The sequence below is a fragment of the Frankia sp. R43 genome (assembly GCF_001306465.1).
GTDB lineage: Bacteria > Actinomycetota > Actinomycetes > Frankiales > Frankiaceae > Parafrankia > Parafrankia irregularis.
In genome coordinates, this window is sequence record NZ_LFCW01000004.1 from 839945 (window position 1) to 858090 (window position 18146).

General features: G+C 69.9%; 15 protein-coding genes. 2 read left to right on the forward strand and 13 right to left on the reverse strand.

Going from position 1 to position 18146, the window contains the following annotated elements:
- Positions 1–16: 16 nt before the first annotated feature.
- From ACG83_RS20715 to ACG83_RS20775, 13 genes are all read right to left on the reverse strand, one after another.
- Entirely contained in the window at positions 17–1882 is a 1866-nt protein-coding gene (locus tag ACG83_RS20715) for an NAD(P)/FAD-dependent oxidoreductase (protein WP_152991457.1), read from the reverse strand.
- 240 nt (positions 1883–2122) lie between these two features.
- Positions 2123–3313, reverse strand: coding sequence for a galactokinase (gene galK / locus ACG83_RS20720; protein WP_076828669.1), 1191 nt, complete (start codon positions 3311–3313; stop codon positions 2123–2125).
- Between the two features lie 299 nt (positions 3314–3612).
- Positions 3613–4422, reverse strand: coding sequence for an NAD(P)-dependent oxidoreductase (locus ACG83_RS20725; RefSeq protein ID WP_054567976.1), 810 nt, complete (start codon positions 4420–4422; stop codon positions 3613–3615).
- 29 nt (positions 4423–4451) lie between these two features.
- Positions 4452–5192, reverse strand: coding sequence for a 3'(2'),5'-bisphosphate nucleotidase CysQ (locus ACG83_RS20730; protein WP_116437454.1), 741 nt, complete (start codon positions 5190–5192; stop codon positions 4452–4454).
- Positions 5193–5206: 14 nt separating this feature from the next.
- Positions 5207–7135 (reverse strand): sulfate adenylyltransferase subunit CysN, encoded by a 1929-nt coding sequence (cysN, locus tag ACG83_RS20735; protein WP_054567977.1) that lies wholly within the window; start codon positions 7133–7135, stop codon positions 5207–5209.
- 16 nt (positions 7136–7151) lie between these two features.
- Complete coding sequence (gene cysD, locus ACG83_RS20740; protein ID WP_054567978.1) at positions 7152–8081, reverse strand: sulfate adenylyltransferase subunit CysD; 930 nt, start codon at positions 8079–8081, stop codon at positions 7152–7154.
- On the reverse strand, positions 8081–8839 hold the full coding sequence (locus ACG83_RS20745; RefSeq protein WP_054567818.1) for a carboxymuconolactone decarboxylase family protein: 759 nt from the start codon (positions 8837–8839) through the stop codon (positions 8081–8083). Before ACG83_RS20745 ends, cysD begins: the two co-directional genes overlap by 1 nt.
- Before the next feature lie 39 nt (positions 8840–8878).
- Entirely contained in the window at positions 8879–9913 is a 1035-nt protein-coding gene (locus ACG83_RS20750) for a zinc-binding dehydrogenase (RefSeq protein WP_054567819.1), read from the reverse strand.
- The gene (locus ACG83_RS20755; RefSeq protein ID WP_054567820.1) at positions 9910–10716 is read right to left on the reverse strand and encodes a sugar phosphate isomerase/epimerase; all 807 of its coding nucleotides are present in this window, start codon (positions 10714–10716) and stop codon (positions 9910–9912) included. The genes ACG83_RS20750 and ACG83_RS20755 overlap by 4 nt, the downstream gene beginning before the upstream one ends.
- Positions 10713–11948, reverse strand: coding sequence for an MBL fold metallo-hydrolase (locus ACG83_RS20760; protein WP_054567821.1), 1236 nt, complete (start codon positions 11946–11948; stop codon positions 10713–10715). The genes ACG83_RS20755 and ACG83_RS20760 overlap by 4 nt, the downstream gene beginning before the upstream one ends.
- The gene (locus tag ACG83_RS20765) at positions 11945–13216 is read right to left on the reverse strand and encodes a sulfotransferase (RefSeq protein WP_054567822.1); all 1272 of its coding nucleotides are present in this window, start codon (positions 13214–13216) and stop codon (positions 11945–11947) included. The genes ACG83_RS20760 and ACG83_RS20765 overlap by 4 nt, the downstream gene beginning before the upstream one ends.
- Complete coding sequence (locus ACG83_RS20770) at positions 13207–14013, reverse strand: SDR family NAD(P)-dependent oxidoreductase (RefSeq protein WP_054567823.1); 807 nt, start codon at positions 14011–14013, stop codon at positions 13207–13209. Before ACG83_RS20770 ends, ACG83_RS20765 begins: the two co-directional genes overlap by 10 nt.
- A gap of 32 nt (positions 14014–14045) precedes the next feature.
- Positions 14046–14840, reverse strand: coding sequence for an SDR family NAD(P)-dependent oxidoreductase (locus ACG83_RS20775; RefSeq protein ID WP_054567824.1), 795 nt, complete (start codon positions 14838–14840; stop codon positions 14046–14048).
- Positions 14841–15001: 161 nt separating this feature from the next.
- Here ACG83_RS20775 and ACG83_RS20780 point away from each other — a divergent pair, with 161 nt between their 5' ends.
- Entirely contained in the window at positions 15002–15934 is a 933-nt protein-coding gene (locus ACG83_RS20780) for an IclR family transcriptional regulator (protein ID WP_054567825.1), read from the forward strand.
- A gap of 646 nt (positions 15935–16580) precedes the next feature.
- A complete protein-coding gene (locus ACG83_RS20785) occupies positions 16581–18146 on the forward strand; it encodes an ABC transporter substrate-binding protein (RefSeq protein WP_083473408.1) in 1566 nt (521 codons plus the stop codon).

Here is an 18146-nt window from a genome sequence, read left to right on the forward strand (position 1 = left end):
TCCTGTCGGGCCGCGCTCACCAGGTAAGCAGGTAGTCGTCCAGGTGCGGCTCCGCGAGCATGTCGTAGAATTCCGGCAGCGCCCACGGGACGTTCGCGACCTGCCGCCCCTGCTCGCTCACGTAGTAGTTGCGTCCCCTGGTCCGGGCGGCCTCGGTAAGCCAGATGATCTGCTCACTCTCGTCGTCGAGGCGCTTGTTGTAGGCGGCGCAGACCTCGGGCCTGATCTCCACCGACCGGATTCTGCGCTCGGCCATCAGCGCGATCATCTGCGCGACATAGCGGGCCCAGTTCTCGATGGCGTTGATGAAGGATCCTGATCTCGGCTGCGAGTTCGGCCCGTACAACATGAAAAGGTTCGGGAACGACGGCATGGTGATGCCGAGATAGGCCCGCGGCCCGCCCTCCTCCCAGGCCTTCTCCTGCGTGATCCCGCCGACGCCGACATACTCGGTCGGGTACAGGTACTTCGTCACCTGGAAGCCCGCGGCGTAGACGATCGCGTCGACCTCGCGGTGCGTCCCGTCGGCGGTCGTGATGCCGGTCTCGTCGATGGCCACGATGCCGTCGGTGACGAGCTCGACATTTTCACGCAGAATCGCGTCGTAGTAACCGTTGTCGACGACAAGGCGCCGCGCCAGCGGTGCGTAGTCCGGGACGCACCGGGCGAACAGCTCGGGGTCGTGCCCGAGCTTCTGGCGGATGATCTCGGTCAGGGTGGCCCGCAGGCCATCGTTGCGCTCGCTGACCTGGCCACCGCGCGCGACCCAGTCCGGGTCGACGGTCTGCGCGGCCTCCATCGACATCCCGATCGCCCAGTTCTTCAGGCAGAACCAGTTCCAGTAGAAGGGAATGCCGTCGAGCAACGCCCGGTCGTCCGCCGAGATCGGCTCCTTGTAGCCCTCCATCGGCGAGATCCACTGTGGCGTGCGCTGGAACTGGTAGAGCCGCTCGGCGGCCTCCGCGAGCCGCGGCATGAGCTGGACCCCGGTCGACCCGTTACCGATCACGGCGATGCGCTGGCCGGCCGGATCCCAGCTGTCATCCCACTGGGTCGTGTGGAAGTGACGGCCCTGGAAGGTCTCGATTCCCGGAATGTCAGGGAACTTCGGCGTGCTGAACATGCCCGCGCCGCTGACCACGACCTGGGTCTCGATGTGCTCGACGCTGGCCGGGCCACCGGTACCGTCGCCGCCGCCGCCGGCTCCGGTCACCTCCAGGTGCCAGGTCCGGCTCCGCTCATCCCAGCTCGCGCGGGTCAGCTCGACACCGAAGCGGATCCGCGCGGACACACCGTGTCTGTCCGCCACATGCTCCAGATAGGCCCGGACGTCCGCCGCCGAGGCGAAGTAGTCCGGCCACGGATAGTTCTTCTCGAACGTGAACTGGTACTGGAAACTGTTCACGTCGACCCGGGCATCCGGATAACGGTTGAGCAGCCACGTCCCGCCGACGGCGTGCTGGCGTTCCAGAATGGTGTAGCGCAGCCCGAGGCGCTCCAGCTGCACGGCGGTGGCGATGCCGCTGGGCCCGGCCCCGATGATGACGACACCGAGATCATCGGCGCCCGCAGGCCGGCCGGCGGTCCAACGCGCCGCGCGGGGAAAGTCGTCGACGCACAGCTGCTCGCGGCCGAGCCGGAACTCACCGTCGGTCAACGGCCGCCCGAGGAACGCCGTCATCATCGCCCGCAGCTCGGCGTCACCGCGCGCGGCACCGGTGTTCTCGGCGAAACCCGGTGCCAGTTCGATCGCCCGACGTCGCACCTGTTCGTGATGGACCGGGTCGAGCTGCGCGGACAGGAACGCGCCACCACGCAGCGGAGTCTGTTCGACCGACATGTCGAGCAGGATCGGATCCCCGGTCAGGTGCGCCAACGCCATCCGCAGAACATTCAGGTTTGCCGCATCGTGCAAACGGGCGATGGCATCCTGCAGACGCGCGATGGCACTGGTCACAGCGGGCTCCACTCTCCGTCAGACGGTTCAGGCGCGGCCGCGGCCGGGTCTGAGCGGTCAGCCAGGAGGGTGGCCAGCCGGTGTTATCGCGATCGTTACCGGCGTTACGGGCTGACGGCCACGAACCAGAACCCGCGGATCAACTGCGCCGACGGGGCCGCCGCGCTAACGGATCCGGTGCGCCCCCGCGGACGGGACGGCGCGGAAGTGGGTGGGCGGCCGGAAGCCGAGCCGGGCAAACTCCTGCGCCACCGCGGCGGCCACCTGGTCGGACCGGGCATCCTCGACGAGGGCGATGACGCAGCCCCCGAAACCGCCGCCGGTCATCCGGGCTCCGTACGCCCCGGCGGCGACGGCGGCCGCCGCGGCGACGTCGAGCTGAGGGACGGTCACCTCGAAGTCGTCCCGCAGCGACGTGTGGGAAGCGGTGAGCAGCGGCCCGATCACCCGCACGTCGTCGCCGCCGCGCAGGATCGCGGCGGTCTCGGCGACACGGGCGTTCTCGGTGACCACATGGCGGGCGCGCCGGCGCAGCTGCGGATCGGCCAGCCCGCGAACGTCGTCCAGGGTCGCATCTCGTAGGGCGGGCAGGCCGAGCTCCCGCGCGGCCCGCAGGCAGGCCTGTTGGCGGGCCGCGTACTCGCCGTCGACCAGGGCGTGGACGGTCCGGGTGTCGATCACGAGCAGGGTCAGGCCGGCGGCGGTCAGATCGAAGGGGATCTGCTCGGACGTCTGGCTGCGGACGTCGAGCAGCAGCGCGTGCCCCGCGGTGGTGAGCAGCGACGCGGACTGGTCGAGGATCCCGCACGGAACACCGACGAAGCCGTTCTCGGCCCGCTGGGCGAGTCGAACAAGCTCCGGACGGCTGAGCGCGAGGGAGAACAGGTCCCGCAGGGCGAGCGCGGTGGCGCATTCCAGCGCCGCCGAAGAGGACAGCCCGGCGCCCTGCGGAACGTCCCCGTCGACGACGATGTCGACACCGCCGAGGTGATGCCCTGCCTCGCGCAGCGCCCAGGCGACACCGGCCAGATAGGCCACCCAGCCGTCGACACCGCCGGGGCTGTCGGCGCCGCTGGCCGCACTGTGGCTGCCGGCGTCGCCGGGTTCCAGCTCGTCCAGCCGAAGGGTGCGCCTGTCATCGGGCTTCTGGGCCGAGTGGATGACGAGCTCGCGGTCATCGCGGCGGGCCGCGGCGACGACCACCTGCTGGGGCAACGCGATCGGCAGCGCCAGCCCCTCGCTGTGGTCGGTGTGCTCGCCGATCACGTTGACCCGGCCAGGCGCGGCCCACTCCCCTTCGGGCGTCCGGCCCATGACGGTCCGGAAGATCTCGGCGGCATCCGACACGCTGCTCACCGATGCATCATCCTCAGGACCACGGCCTCCTCGCCGACTGTCGGCGCGGTCATGGTGGTTCGGCACCACACAATTGTCGCCCGGGGTGGTGAAGCTCCGGCCCGTTCAGGCGTGCGCGACCAGGTGGATCGGCATTCGCCACGCCGAGAACCACATCCGCATCGTCGCCGCTCGCGCCCGCCGAGACCGCCGCGCCGTCTGGCTCTGGAACGACGCCCAGTCTCTGCGCCGCCGTCGTCGACCTCCTCATCTTCGGCGGCACCATCCTCCAGACGGGCGCCGGGCACTGACCACTCTTTCTATTCCAGCGTGCTAAGGGCTGCGTCGACGAGCTTCATCAGAGCGGCGGGTTCGGTTACCCCGTCTGTCCTCGCAACGTCGAGCATGATGCCCACGTCCTTGCGCAACAACGTCGCGGCCTGCCGCAACCCGGTCGTGTTGAAGCCGGAGGCGGCGAGAATCCCGGCGGCTCGACTTCCGCCGCTGCCGTGCGCGAGGACCTGCGCGACCGCGGCGGGGTCCATGCCGAGTCCCTCCGCGAGCGTGAAGGTCTCCCACGCGACGGTGAGCTGCGCGGTGAAGACGAAGTTGTTCAGCGCTTTGGCGAGCTGCCCGCTGCCGAGTTGGCCCAGGTGGATCAGCGGATTCGCGAAGGTCTCCAGCATCGGCCGGCAGCGGGCGACGTCTTCCTCCGCACCGCCGGCCATGACCAGGAGCGCACGCTTGGCCGCGGCGGCGCCGCCGCCACTGACCGGAGCGTCGACGACGGCGATCCCTCGCTTGGCGGCCTTATCCGCGAGCCTCCGGCAGGTGTCCGGATGAATCGTGGAGTGGATTACGACGAGGCCGCCGGGTGCGAGTCCGGCCAGGACTCCATCTGGCCGTAGCAGGACGTCCTCGACGTCGGCGTCGCCGACGACGCAGACGCAGACGATGTCGCTGGACGCACCGACTTCGGCCGGCGTCGCGGCAAGGTTCGCGGCGGTGTCGGCAAAGGGCTCCGTTGACGCGCTTCTGCGGGCCCACAGCGTGAGAGGGAAGCCGTCTTCGACTATGCGGCGCGCCATGGGTGCGCCCTGGCTGCCCAGCCCGATGAATCCGACCCGCATCGACTGTGCGTCGCCGCCACTCGACGTGCTCACAGGTCCCGCAGCGCGTCGAGGACGGCGTCGGCCAGCTCCGGGCGGCAGACCAGCAGGTCTGGCAGGTAGGGGTCGGGCTCGTTGTAGCGAAGCGGCGAGCCGTCAAGCCGGGAGACGTGCAGCCCGGCGGCCGCGGCGACGGCGACGGGCGCGCAGGAGTCCCATTCGTACTGGCCGCCGGAGTGCGCATAGACGTCGACCTGCCCGCGCAGGACCGCCATGGCCTTCGCTCCGGCGGAGCCCATCGGCACCAGGGCGGCCCCCAGCCGGGTGACGAGTTGGTCGACACAGGCGGGCGGCCGGGTCCGGGACACCGCGAGGCGGATCGGGCCGGCGGACCGGGTGGGCAGAGCGGGCGGAGCCCCGGTGTGCAGCACCAGGTCGGCGGCGGGCAGCGCGACGGCGCCGGCGACGGGCTGCCCGTTGACCGCGAGCGCGACGTGAACCGCCCAGTCGTCCCGCGGCGGCTCGCCGTACTCACGTGTCCCGTCCAGTGGGTCGACGATCCATACCCGCTCGTGATCGAGCCGGGCGGGGTCGTCGGTGTGTTCCTCGGACAGCACGGCGTCGCCTGGGCGTGCCTGGGCGAGGCGGCGCAGCAGCAGCTGGTTGGACTGCTGGTCCCCGGCAGCGCCGCCCTGGTCACGGATGACGAGCAGCAGGTCACCGGCCTCGGTGGCGAGGTCCGCCGCGAGCGCGTGATCGTCCACCGCGCTCAGGTCGCGTCCGTTACTCATATCTCGTCCGCCGCTCATGTCTCGTCCGCCGGTGTGAGATGACCGATGTCGCGTAGATAGGCGACGACCAGGTCTGCATTGGTCTCGGCGGAAACCTCGCCGGAGGCGTCGAGACGGATCTCGGGATGGTGGGGTGGCTCGTAGGGAGAGTCGATGCCCGTGAAGTTGACCAGCTCGCCGCGGCGGGCCTTGGCATACAGGCCCTTGCGGTCGCGCGACTCGGCGACCTCGAGGGGCGTGTCGACGAATACCTCGACGAACTCGCCGTCACCCGCCAGATCACGGGCCAGCTGACGCTCGGCACGGAACGGCGAGATGAACGAGGTGAGCACGATGAGCCCGGCGTCGGCCATGAGCCTGGCGACCTCGGCGATGCGGCGGATGTTCTCGACCCGGTCAGCCTCGGTGAACCCGAGGTCCTTGTTCAGTCCGTGGCGGACGTTGTCGCCGTCCAGCAGATAGGTGTGGAAGCCGAGGTCGTGCAGCCGCTTCTCGACGAGGTTGGCGATCGTGGACTTGCCGGCGCCGGAAAGCCCGGTGAACCACACGATCGCCGGCCGCTGGCCCTTGCGTGCCGCCCGCGCTCGCCGGTCGACCTCGACGGCCTGCCAGTGGATGTTGTGCGCGCGGCGCAGCGCGAAGTGCAGCAGCCCGGCGGCGACCGTCGCCTGGGTGAACCGGTCGATGAGGATGAACCCGCCGGTGTCCCGATTGCTGGTGTACGGGTCGAAGGGCACGGCGCGGTCCAGGCTGATGTTGGCGACACCGATCTCGTTCAGATCGAGCGTGCGCGCGGCGCTGTGCTCCAGGGTGTTGACGTTGACCTTGTGCTTGGGCTGCGCGACGGTCGCGCTGACGGTGCGGGTGCCGATCTTGAGCAGGTAGGGCCGGCCGGGCAGCATCGGTTCGGGGCTCATCCACACCAGGTGGCACTCGAACTGGTCGGCGACCTCGGCGGGGGCGTCCGCGGCGGCGAGGATGTCGCCCCGGCTGACGTCGATCTCGTCCGTCAGCGTGATCGTGACGGAGTCTCCCGCGCGGGCGGTGTCCCGGTCGCCGTCGAAGGTGACGATTCGGCCGACGGTGCTTTCCTGGCCACTCGGCAGCACCCGGACCCGGTCACCCGGGCGGACCGCCCCGCCGGCGATCTGCCCGGCGAAGCCGCGGAAGTCGAGGTCGGGCCGGTTGACCCACTGCACCGGCAGGCGGAACGGCCCGGCGTCCGACGCGTTGTCGATCTCGACGGTTTCCAGGTGGCCGACCAGGGTCGGGCCGGAGTACCAGGAGGTGTTCGGGCTGGGGGTGGTGATGTTGTCACCGCGCAGCGCCGACAGCGGGATGCAGGTGACGGCGTCGCCCGCCAGGCCGATCCGGGCGGCGAAGGCCCGGTAGTCCGCCTCGACGGCGGCGAAGACGTCCGGCGAGTAGTCGACGAGGTCGAGCTTGTTGACCGCGAGGACGACGTGGCGGATGCCGAGCAGCGAGACGAGGTAGCTGTGCCGGCGCGTCTGGGTGAGCACACCCTTGCGCGCGTCGACGAGGATCACGGCGAGGTCGGCCGTCGACGCCCCGGTGACCATGTTGCGGGTGTACTGCTCGTGCCCGGGGGTGTCCGCGACGATGAACTTGCGCCGCTCGGTGGAGAAGAACCGGTAGGCGACGTCGATGGTGATGCCCTGCTCGCGTTCGGCCGCGAGCCCGTCGACGAGCAGCGCGAAATCCAGCTCACCGCCCTGCGTGCCGACCTTCTTCGAGTCGGACTCCAACGCCGCGAGCTGGTCGGAGAAGACCAGTTTCGCGTCGTAGAGCAGTCGGCCGATCAGGGTGGACTTCCCGTCGTCGACGCTGCCGCAGGTGATGAACCGCAGCATCGACTTGTGCTCGTGCCGGCGCAGGTATTCCGCGATGTCGGTCGTGACGAGGTCGTCGGTCGCGTGCGCCATCACCGCTCACCCGCCATCAGAAGTACCCCTCATGCTTCTTCTTCTCCATCGATCCGGACGAGTCGTGATCGATCACCCGTCCCTGCCGCTCCGAGCTCGTCGTCAGCAGCATTTCCTGGATGATCGCCAGCAGGGTCGCGGCCTCACTTTCCACCGCGCCGGTGAGCGGGTAGCAGCCCAGCGTGCGGAACCGGACGGAACGCTGTTGGGGAACCTCACCGGGGTGTAGCCGCATGCGCTCGTCGTCCACCATGATCAGTGCGCCGTCGCGTTCCACCACCGGCCGCGGCGCGGCGAAGTACAGCGGCACGATCGGGATGTTCTCCCTGTGGATGTAGAGCCAGATGTCCAGCTCGGTCCAGTTCGACAGCGGGAACACCCGCACGCTCTGCCCCGGTGCCCGCCGCACGTTGTAGAGCCGCCAGAGTTCGGGGCGCTGGTCCTTCGGGTCCCAGCGGTGCTGCGCGGACCGGATCGAGAACACCCGCTCCTTGGCCCGGGATTTCTCCTCGTCCCGGCGAGCGCCGCCGAACGCCAGATCGAAGCCGTACTTGTCCAGCGCCTGCCTGAGTCCCTCGGTCTTCCAGACGTCGGTGTGCAGGGCGGAGCCGTGGTCGAACGGGTTTATGCCCCGCGCGAGCGCCTCCGGGTTCTGGTGGACGAGCAGCTCCAGGCCCAGGTCGCCGATCAGGCTGTCCCGGAAGTCATACATCGCGCGGAATTTCCACGTCGTGTCGACGTGCAGCAGCGGGAACGGCGGCTTCGACGGGTAGAACGCCTTGCGCGCGAGGTGCAGCATCACCGCGCTGTCCTTGCCCGCCGAGTACAGCATCACCGGCCGTTCGCTCTCCGAAACAGCCTCGCGGAATATCTGGATGCTCTCGTTCTCCAGGCGCTGCAGATGGGTTGCGCCGCCATGAGGTCCCGAAAGGGGCTGTGCTGGCATCATGCGGCCTTCGCTGCCCACGCGGCCTCGGCCGCGTCATGCAACGCCTCGCCCTTGGCGAATCCGTAGTAGGCGGAGAAATGCAGCACGATCTCGTCCATCTCCTCCTTGGTCAGGTCGCCGGAGTGCAGCGCCGAGGAGACGTGGGTCCGCAGCGGTGTCGGGGAGTCGTCGATCGCGACGGAGGCGACCGTGATGATCCGCCGCTCGCGCCGGGTGAGGCCGGGGCGCTGCCAGACATGACCGAAGACGAAGTTCAGGATTCCGGCCTGCCGGTAGGGCGACGAGGGCGGCGGCGCCTGGGTGAGGTTGACGTCGATGAACTCCTGCACGCCCCGCGCGATCCGCCGTTCCCAGTCGTTCTCCCCCAGGGTGTCGTTGGGCAGCACCGGCCACGGCTCGGGATCCCGCCCGTTCTCCTGGGCGATCCGGGCCGACATCCTCGCGATGACGCCTTCGAGGTGGCTGGCCTTGGGCCAGCCGCAGTAGACGGCGAAGTGCAGGACGAACTCGAGCATCGCCGGGAGGTCGATGTCCCCGCTGTTCAGTGCGGCGTAGACGTGGTCGTCGATGGGCCCGGGCGCGTCCGCGGCGGCGACGCAGGTCAGCGTCACCCATCGACGGTCGCGTCGGGAAAGCCCGGGGCGGGACCAGACCTCGCCGAACACGAAGTCACGGGTGAGTGCCTCGTGTGGCGTGCCGGCCGGCGCGGGCTCTCTGGTCATCACCTCGCGGTAGATCTTCTCCGCGTTGCCCATGTTCAGGATCTCCTGCCGTGGTGTCGCGTGGTCTGCGGGTCAGCTCATCCGGAGTGCGACCCGTACCGAGTCACGGCCGGGCGTCGAGCGAGTCAGGAGAGCGAAGGCGTCCTCGAACTTCTCCAGCGGGAACGAGTCGCCGAGCAGTTCGGCGGTCGGCACCTTGCCCGCGTTGATGAGCGCGACGGCGCCCGCGGCGTCGAGGCCGGCGCCGGGGTGCAGCGTGATGCGGCGGGTCGGGATCCAGTCGCTGTGGAATCCCTCGAGCGGGCGGTCCTTCATTCCCGCGATGACGACGTGGCCGCCCTTGTGGACGAGGTCCATGGCCAGGTTCACGGTCACCGGGTTGCCCGCCGCGGCGTCGATGACCACGTCGGCCATCGCGCCGCCGGTGATCTCGCGGACCCGTTCGACGACGTCCTCGGCCTCGACGTCGACGGTGTGGTCGGCGCCGATCCGGCGCGCGCAGTCCAGCCGGAACCGGTCCCGGGCCGTCCCTGTGACGATGACGTTCGCGGCGCCGGCCGCCCTGGCCGCGACGATCGTGGCCATGCCCATGTGCCCGGGGCCCTCGATGACGACGACGTCACCGTCCTTGACCGGGGCGACCCAGGTGACCGCACAGCTCAACGGCTCGAAGACTGTCAGCTGGTCGGCGGGGACGTCCTCGCGCAGCTTGTAGACCATGGACCCGGGCAGCAGCTCCAGGTGCTCGGCGAAGCCGCCGTAGAGCCCGGAGCCCTCGTCGACGGGGAAGTCGTGCCCGTAGATGCGGTGGCCGGCCGGTGTGAAGACGATGTCCCAGACCGCCACCCGATCGCCCTCGGCGACGCCCCACTTCTCGGCGGCGGCGGGGTCGATGCGCTCGATGCGCCCGACGATCTCGTGCCCGGGGATGGAGGGGAAGGCGCCGCCCCACGAGGTGTGGACGTGCCCGCGGAAATGGTCGATGTCGCTGTGGCACAGCCCGGTGGCCTCGACCCGCAGGACGGCCCCGCCGGGCTGCGGGGCCGGCACCGGGAGGTCGCGCAGCTCCCACGTCTCGTCGCCGTTGAACACGACCGCCCTGCTCATAAGATCACCTTCTCGAGAAGTTCGGTGGCCCGCTCGACGGCGCGGCGGGTCGCGGACTCGAGGCCCTCGGCTTCGACCGCCGGGCCGACGAGCTCCAGCTCGAAGGGGCCGGCGTATCCGGTGTCGAGCACGGCCCGCACGAAGGCCTCGACCGGCATGTCCCCGTCGCCAGGGACCATCCGGGTTCCGGCCGGCAGCGGCCCGTCCTCGCGGGCGATGACGTCGCAGAGCTGCGCGACCGCGAGGCGGTCGCCGATCTGGCGCACCGCCGCGGCCAGGTCGGGTTCCCGCCAGCAGTTGCCGAGGTCGACGATGAGCGCGAGGCCGGTGCGGTCGGAGACCTCGGCGGCCTCGCGCAGGGTGTGGACGAACGACCGGTCCGCGCGCTGCGTCGGTTCGATCGCCAGCCGGACACCCCGGGCGTCGGCGCGGGCGAGGCAGGGTGCGGCCGCGTCGGCGAGCGCCGCGGTGAGCTCGTCGAACGGCCGGCCGTCGGCGGCGCCGGGGGTGAAGTAGACACAGCCACCGAGCAGGGCCGCGAGGTCGATGGCCTGGTTCACCCGGGTGCGGGTCGCGTCCCAGGTGTCGGGGGCGCTCAGGTCGAAGGAGTGCGTGATGACCGTCGTGAGGCGCATCGACCGGGAGGTGAGCGCACGCACCGCCTCGCCGCGTCCGTGGTCGGTGAGTTTGACGTCGAGCACGCCCACGCGGTGGACGTCGAGGGAGTCCCACAGGAGCAGCTCGTCGGCGAACGCCCACGGGTAGGTGCACATCTCGCTGACGGACAGCCGGGGGTGGGTCATGACCCGTCCTCCCGCAGGTCACGGATCTCGGCTTCCAGCCAGCGGACCTCGCTGAAGTTCTCCCGGCCGCTGCGCTCCAGCAGCCTTTCGTGGGCCTCAAGCCTGATGTTCAGCGCGGCGGTGTCCTTCGGCGTCTGCGACAGGACGATCTCGGCGAAGTGCAGCGCCTGCAGGGGCCGCCCGGCCGCCAGGTGCGCCTGCGCACGGGTGACCAGCGGTGCCGTGCCGCCGGCGAGCTCGACGAGCTCGCCCCAGATCGCGCTGGCGGGGACGTCGTAGAGCTCGGTCGTCGACTCGTAGCGGAACCAGCCGGCGTGCTCCTCCCAGATCGCCCGCACGATCCACGGGACCTTGCCGTGCCCCTGTGGGATGTCGAGCTCGGGCGGCAGTGTGATCTGCCCCATCAGGGTCCACAGGTCCACACCTGCGTTCATTCCCTCGATGGTCCGGTCACGCAGGTACTGCGTGGCGTCACGCATCCGGGTCAGCTGCTGGCGGATGTTCTCCTCGCCGCTGACCGGTTCGCCGTGCCCGGTGATCAGTTTCTCGGGGCGAAGCGCGATGACCCGGTCGACGGCGTGCAGGTAGCCGATGGCACTGCGGATCTTGTCCCCGCGCACCGTGTACAGGTTCGGGATGTGCCCGAACAGCGGGCCGAACAGGTTGCCGGTGAAGGCGATGCGCTCCGCGGGGAGCCAGACGACCAGCGAGTCGGTCGTCTCCCCGCCCGGGGTCGCGTACAGCTCGATCCGGCGGCCGCCCAGGGTGAGCGTGTGGCTGTCGAGGAACGTTGTCGTCAGGACCGGCTCGGGCGGCTGGTAGAGCGGGTCGACCCGGGTGACGTCGCGGTTCCACAGCCGTCGACTGCGGCGGGCGAAGAACGGCTGCAGGCGGTGGAAGTACTCCCGGACGTCCCCGTGGTTGGCCTGGGCGATCGTCTCCACCTCGGGAGTCACCAGCTGTGACCAGCCGCCGACGTGGTCGGGGTGGCCCTGGGTGAACACGATGGCGCGAACCGGGTGGTCGCTGACCTTGGCGAACCGCGCCCGGATCTGCTCCGCCTCGAAGTACATCCCGGTGTTGATCAGCAGGTCGCCGCCGGGGGTGGTGACCAGATAACTGTTGGAGATGCCCTTCGACGCGTGGATCCCGTCGCCGAGGTCCACGGCGTCCTGCACGCCCTCCCCCGCCCTGACGATGAGGGCGTTGAGTGGCTGCTTCTCCGAGCTCATCGGCTGTCTCCCCTGCGCGCCTCGGAACGGACCCCGAAGGCCTCGGTGTAGAAGGCGAACCGGCGCCGCAGCCCATCCGCGTCGAGACCGAAGTCGCCCTCCAGGTCGTAGACGACCCGGCCGCGCTGGCCGCGGGGATGCGACGCGAGATAGTGCTCGATGTCGGCGATGGTGTCGTCGGTGACCTCGAGCCCGGCGCGTTCCAGCACGCCGGCCGCGGCCTGGACGTCGTTGCCGACGATCTCGTCGAAGTGCACCTCGACGAGCTGTTCGGCAGGTACCAGGTGCCGGTCACGCAGGTAGCTGCGCAGCATCCGTTCGAGACGGTCGACCCAGTAGGCGACGTGGGCGTCGATGTCCGGCTGCTTCTGGCTCATCTTGAGCGCGAGCCCGCGCATCGTCAGCAGGGACTGGATCGTCGCCACGGGGTCGCGGTGGATCATCACGACCGTCGCGTCCGGGTAAGCCGCCAGCAGCGGGCCCAGCTGCTCGCTGTGCTGGTTGGACTTCAGCATCCAGCGCCCCTTGCTGGGATGCTGCCAGGTGATCGCCCGCAGCACGTCCTTCATGTAGTGGTAGTGCGGGGTCTGGTCGTGGGTCAGGTAGTGATCGCGGAAGCCGGGGACGTTCGCCATCCACTCCCACTGGTAGCTGGCAAAGTCCGGCACCTGCAGCTCGTTCTCGCCGCAGGCGTGGTCGGGTGAGTGCTCGTGCATGGCGGCGAAGATCTCGTTACGGCTCAGCTGCTGCCACCGCGCGTCGGACCGGGCCCAGCGCGGGTCCGTCCCGCCCGGGCCCGCCGTCTCGCCCGGGTTCGGAGCCGGCTGCGCGGCCAGGTAGACCGGCAGGTGGCGCAGCCGCCGGTCGGCGGCGAGGAGGTTCTCCAGGTGGGTGCTGCCCGACCGCGGCAGGGCGACGACGTTGATCGGGCGTTCGATCGGCGCGTCGAGGCAGGCGGGGTACTCGTTCCAGTAGTGCTGGATCAGCAGCCGGTTCGCCGCCGCCCGGACGCACTGGTCGACGAAGGTCGCCTTGCTGGCCCGCCACACGTTCCCGTCGGCCTCGACCTCGGCCAGCAGCAGCCCGAGGCGCTCGGTGAAGTCGAGGGCGCCGAAGTCGTCGAGCCCGGTCTGGCGCCGGGCCGCGGCCAGCACCGCGTCGACGCTCATGTCCAGCGGACGTCCCTCGACGGCCTCGAGGGCGGCCCGCTCGGCGGCGGTGCGGGTGTCGGTGCGCATCCCGTCGACGCGCAGCACTTTCACGGCCATGGCGGCAGCTCCGTGATGTCGGTCTTTCCGGCGTTCGCCAGCCATCCGCCGTCGACGACGACGACGTCGCCGGTGTGGAAACGGGATTCGTCGCTCATGAAGTAGACGCCGATCCCGGCGAGCTCGTCCGACTCCGCCATCCGGCCCAGTGGGCTGAAGCGGCGGATGCGCTGGGACAGCGGGGTTTCCTGCGCGACCTGCACCGTCTCGCTCACGGTGTAGCCGGGACAGACCACGTTGCAGCGGATCCCGTAGCGGCCGGCCTCCACCGCGATGCCCCGCGACATCGCCACCATGGCACCCTTCGCGGCGTTGTAGTGCTCCATCCCGGGGCTGCCGGTCAACGCCGACAGGCTGGCGCAGAACAACAACGAGCCGCCGGGGTCACCCTGGTCGTAGCGCCGCTTCATGTGCCGCGCCCCCTCGCGGACGGCGTAGAACGCCCCGTGCTGGTTGACCGCCAGCAGTCCGTGCCACGCCTCGCTGGTCATCTCCACGAAGCTGCGCTCCCGGCGCATCAGGCCGGCGTTGGCGATGACGCCGTCCACCCGGCCCAACTCCTCAACCACTTCGGCCATCGCGGCGACGACCCGCGCCTCGTCGGAGACGTCCACCTCCTGTGCGAGGACCCGGTGGCCGAAGGCAGCCAGCTCCCTGGCGGCCTCGGCGTTCCTGTCCGCGCGCCGGCCCCAGACGACGACATCGCCACCGGCCTGGGCGACCCCGCGCGCGAAGGCCAGCCCGATCCCCGCGTTCCCGCCACTGACCACGACCACCCGGCCCGTTAAGTCGAACATGGAATATTGCTATAGCAAAATCTTCTTTGCAGTCAAGCCTGATGTCCACGCAGGGAGCCACCCCCGTCGACAGGGAGGACGGCGCCCGTGATGTAGGAGGCGTCGTCGGAGGCGAGGAACAGGGCCGCCCGGGCGATGTCCCAGGCGGTGCCCTGGCGTCTCATCGGCACCTGGGCCGCGCGGGCGGCGGCGACGTCGTCGCGGGAGCGGCCACTCGCCACCGCGACACGGTCGACACCGATGGGGGTGTCGATCATGCCGGGCACGATGGCGTTCACCCGGACGCCGTGCGGGGCGTACTCGAGCGCCAGGCCCCGGGTGAGAGCGTTGAGGGCCGCCTTGCCGACCGAGTAGCGATTGGCCCCGGTGAGAACCCCCGCCAGGGAGGAGATGTTGATGACCACCCCTCGCCCCTGGGCACGCATGACGGGCAGCACCTGCCGGCACACCATCCACAGGCCGGTGAGGTTGAGGTCGAGGCCGCGGTTCCAGTCGGCGACACTGAGGTCCTCGGTGGCGGCGGCCACGACGACACCGACATTGTTGTGCAGGACGTCGATCGCCCCGAGAGTCTCCACCGCGGCCTCGGCGAGGGCCGCACACTCCTCGGGGCGGGTGATGTCAGCCTGGTGGGCGTACGCCACACCCCCGCCGGCCCGGATCTCGCAGGCGGTCTGTTCGGCCGCCTCCCGGTCGCGGTCCACGACCAGGACGGTGGCGCCTTCGCGGGCGTAGGCGAGGGCGGCGGCCCGCCCGTTGCCCACCGTCGCTCCGGCACTCTGTCCACCGCCGACGATCACGGCGTTCCTGCCTTCGAAGCGGTTCATGCGGCCGCACCTTCCGGTCTCGACGAGGTCCAGGCGGCGAGAGCCGCCCTGACCTGGGTGGCGAGAGCCACCCCGACCGCCGCATTTTGCTATGACGAAATCCCCGTTGCAGTCAGTCCGGTGGACAGCCTCTTCTTGTCGGGGTTCGCTACGGTGTCCGCATGCCCAGGCCCGCGCCCGCGTCTGCCCGCGCGACAGACATCGTCTCCTTCCTGACCGCGCATCCGTCCCGTGGCTTCACGATCAGTGAGCTGGTCGCGCACCTCGGCATGAACATCGCTTCGGCCCACGCGACCCTGGCGGTGCTGTGCGACTGCGGCTTCCTCATCCGCGACCCGGTGCATCGCACCTACGTGCTGGGTCCGGCGCTGGCGGCGACGGGCTTCGCCGCGCTCGAGCAGCATCCGGCGATCAATGCCGCCATCGAGCAGGCCGAGGTGCTCGCGGGCGAGCTCGGCGCGGAGGTCGGCGTCTCCGCGACCGCCGGACGGGACGTCATCTTCCTCGCTCGGCGCGGCCCGCAGCCGCTCACACCCAGCGTCGGCTACCCCGGAGACCGCACACCGCTGCTCGCGCCGATCGGTGCCGTCTTCCTCGCCTGGGCGGACGACGACGCGATCACCTCGTGGATCGACCGCGCCGCCCTCACAGCCCCGCTCGCCCAGCTGTACCGCGGAGTCCTGGCGGAGATCCGGGCCCGGGGCTTCAGCGTCCCGCTGCAGGCGATCGCCGCCCCGGCAGTGATCGACGCGGTCGCGAGGCTGCGCAGCGAGCCGACCGACGAGCAGGCCGAACAACGCCTCACCGAGGCCCTCGCGGCTACCGACGAGATGCTGCTGTCGTTCGACGGGCTCGAGGACGCGGACGAGATCGCGGTCAAGACCATCGCCGCCCCGATCTTCGACCCGATCGGCCGGGTGCTGCTGTCACTGAGCATCACCGCCGCGGAGCACCCGGTCCCCGTCTCACAGGTCGGCGAGCTGGGCCGTCGCCTGGCCCAGTCAGCGGCCATCGCGACTCGTCAGGCCCGCGGCCGGATTCCCGGGCGCGATCTGCCGGCGCCCGCGTCGGCCGGCTCGGCCCGCCAGCGCTGACAAGCTCTCGCGTGCCCAGCGGACACGTGAGACCGCGGCCGGGCCACCAGCCCCTGCGCTGCGGCTGACCAGCGGCGCCGGGTGCGCCGGACGCGATCTGGGCGTCACCGGCGCGCCCAGGGCGGACCCGCTTTTCACGGTTCGGGCACGAGGACCACGGTGCCGCCGGAGCAGGCAGATGACGTCCGCGCACCGTCGTGATGCGCGTCCGCCACTGCGGTGGCTCGTACGCGACCGGCCACCAGGCTAGCCGGACGCTCACGCTCGGTGGGTCGTCCGGCACCGGTAGGCCGCCACCAGTTACCACCGGTCATTGATGAACACCGACGGCCTGACCTGGCCAAACGGACCGCCAAGCCCACGGCGCTGGCATGCCTGAGACACCTTGACCCGATTTGGTTTTCGTTATAGCAATATTGCCATCGACTTCTGCTCGAGGAGTCCTCTTGACGATGAGCCGCCGGTCCCGGGGCTCGATCCCGGATTTCGGCGTGCCGTCCACCGCAGACAGACCCGAAAGAACCTGACCGGCCGGCGCGCCGCGCACGCGCACGCCTGGCATCGCGGCACGTGCTCGTCAGACGCCACGGCCGACCCGCTGACAACGAGCTCCGGAAAGGTCCGGAGTACCGATGAGAGGTCACAGATGATCCGCAAGGCACGATTACTGGCCATCACGGTTGTCTGCGCCATGACGCTCGTGCTCGGAGCCTGTGCCGGCGGCGATTCCACGCCGTCCGCATCAGCAGGCGCATCCGGGGCGCCGGTGGCCGGAGGCAACGGGCGAGTACTCACCTTGAACGACCCACGCAGCCTGGATCCCGTGGCTATCGGCAATGCCTATGCGACCTCGGCTGTCATCGGCAACGCCCTGTACGGGACGTTGATGACCAACGACAGCGCGGGCAAGGTCGTCTACAGGATGGCCGAGTCGTTCACCACTGCCGACAACGGCACCTCGTTCCGGCTCACGCTGAAACCGGGCCTGGTGTTCTCCGACGGCACCCCGCTCGACGCCGCGGCCGTGAAGTTCAACTGGGAGCGGGCCAAGGATCCGGCCACCGGATCGGTCAACGTCTCCGAGGCGTCGATGATCGCCTCCGCCGAGGTGATCGACCCGGTGACACTGAAAATCAGCCTGACCAGCCCGGTGCCGAGTTACGTCCAGTCCGTCATCACCTCGACCCTGAACTGGATCGCCTCACCGGCGGCGTTGGCCAAGGGGCAGGCGGAGTTCGACCGGAACCCGGTGGGAGCCGGGCCGTTCACGCTGAGGAGCTGGACCAGGCAGGCGACCATGGAAATGGTCAGGAATCCGAAGTACTGGGACGCCCCCAGGCCCTACCTCGACAGCCTGACGTTCCGCCCGGCGCTCGATGCCACCCAGCGCTACAACACGATCCTCAGCGGCGGCGCCGACGTGGCCATCGAGTCGAACTGGGTCAACCTCGACAAGGCAGCCAAGGCCAACCTGCCGACCGACGTCATGGACCTCTCCGGCGGCGTCCTGATGGCGCTGAACAGCCGGCGGGCGCCGTTCAACGACATCCGGGCCCGGCAGGCGGTAGCCGCCGCGCTGGACACCAATGTCGTGAACCAGGCCGTCTACGGCGGTACCGCGAAACTCGCCAGCACTCTTTTCACCGAGGATTCGCCCTATTACTCGAACACCCCGTTGGCACACCCGGACAAGGCGAAGGCGCAGCGGCTGTTCGACGAGCTCGCCGCAGAGGGCAAGCCGGTGTCCTTCACCTTCACCAGCGCACCCTCGACCGAGAACAAGGCCCTGGCCGAGAACGTCCAGGCCCAGCTCAGCGCGTTCCGCAACGTCACCGTCCATGTGAAGGTCGTCGAAGTGACGGAACTCGCCGGGCTTCGCCGGACCCACGACTTTGACGTGGCCACCACCTCCGCGTTCTTCCAGGACCCCGAGCCACGGTTGTTCACGGCGCTGCATTCGACCTCGGCGGCGAACCTGGGAGGCCTGGCCGACCCGCAGCTCGACCAGGCGCTGCAGGACGCCCGGACCGCCACCACCGAGCAGGACCGTAAGGCGGCCTACGACACGCTGCAGGAACGGCTGGTCGAGCAGGTCCCGGTGATCTTCTACACCCGGGCCGCGCCCAGCGTCATCACCGCCAGGAACGTCGGCGGTGTGCGGCAGTACGGCCTGGGTTCATTGCTTCCCGAAGAGCTGTGGATCAAGCCATAG

Excerpts from the sequence above, each read along its gene's own strand:
- ACG83_RS20715 (WP_152991457.1), bottom strand. The coding sequence starts at position 1,882 with ATGGCGTTGGCGCACCTGACCGGGGATCCGATCCTGCTCGACATGTCG.
- ACG83_RS20725 (WP_054567976.1), bottom strand. The coding sequence starts at position 4,422 with ATGCGGGTCGGATTCATCGGGCTGGGCAGCCAGGGCGCACCCATGGCG.
- ACG83_RS20730 (WP_116437454.1), bottom strand. The coding sequence starts at position 5,192 with ATGAGTAACGGACGCGACCTGAGCGCGGTGGACGATCACGCGCTCGCG.
- cysN (WP_054567977.1), bottom strand. The coding sequence starts at position 7,135 with ATGGCGCACGCGACCGACGACCTCGTCACGACCGACATCGCGGAATAC.
- cysD (WP_054567978.1), bottom strand. The coding sequence starts at position 8,081 with ATGCCAGCACAGCCCCTTTCGGGACCTCATGGCGGCGCAACCCATCTG.
- ACG83_RS20745 (WP_054567818.1), bottom strand. The coding sequence starts at position 8,839 with ATGGGCAACGCGGAGAAGATCTACCGCGAGGTGATGACCAGAGAGCCC.
- ACG83_RS20750 (WP_054567819.1), bottom strand. The coding sequence starts at position 9,913 with ATGAGCAGGGCGGTCGTGTTCAACGGCGACGAGACGTGGGAGCTGCGC.
- ACG83_RS20755 (WP_054567820.1), bottom strand. The coding sequence starts at position 10,716 with ATGACCCACCCCCGGCTGTCCGTCAGCGAGATGTGCACCTACCCGTGG.
- ACG83_RS20760 (WP_054567821.1), bottom strand. The coding sequence starts at position 11,948 with ATGAGCTCGGAGAAGCAGCCACTCAACGCCCTCATCGTCAGGGCGGGG.
- ACG83_RS20765 (WP_054567822.1), bottom strand. The coding sequence starts at position 13,216 with ATGGCCGTGAAAGTGCTGCGCGTCGACGGGATGCGCACCGACACCCGC.
- ACG83_RS20770 (WP_054567823.1), bottom strand. The coding sequence starts at position 14,013 with ATGTTCGACTTAACGGGCCGGGTGGTCGTGGTCAGTGGCGGGAACGCG.
- ACG83_RS20775 (WP_054567824.1), bottom strand. The coding sequence starts at position 14,840 with ATGAACCGCTTCGAAGGCAGGAACGCCGTGATCGTCGGCGGTGGACAG.
- ACG83_RS20780 (WP_054567825.1), top strand. The coding sequence starts at position 15,002 with ATGCCCAGGCCCGCGCCCGCGTCTGCCCGCGCGACAGACATCGTCTCC.
- ACG83_RS20785 (WP_083473408.1), top strand. The coding sequence starts at position 16,581 with ATGATCCGCAAGGCACGATTACTGGCCATCACGGTTGTCTGCGCCATG.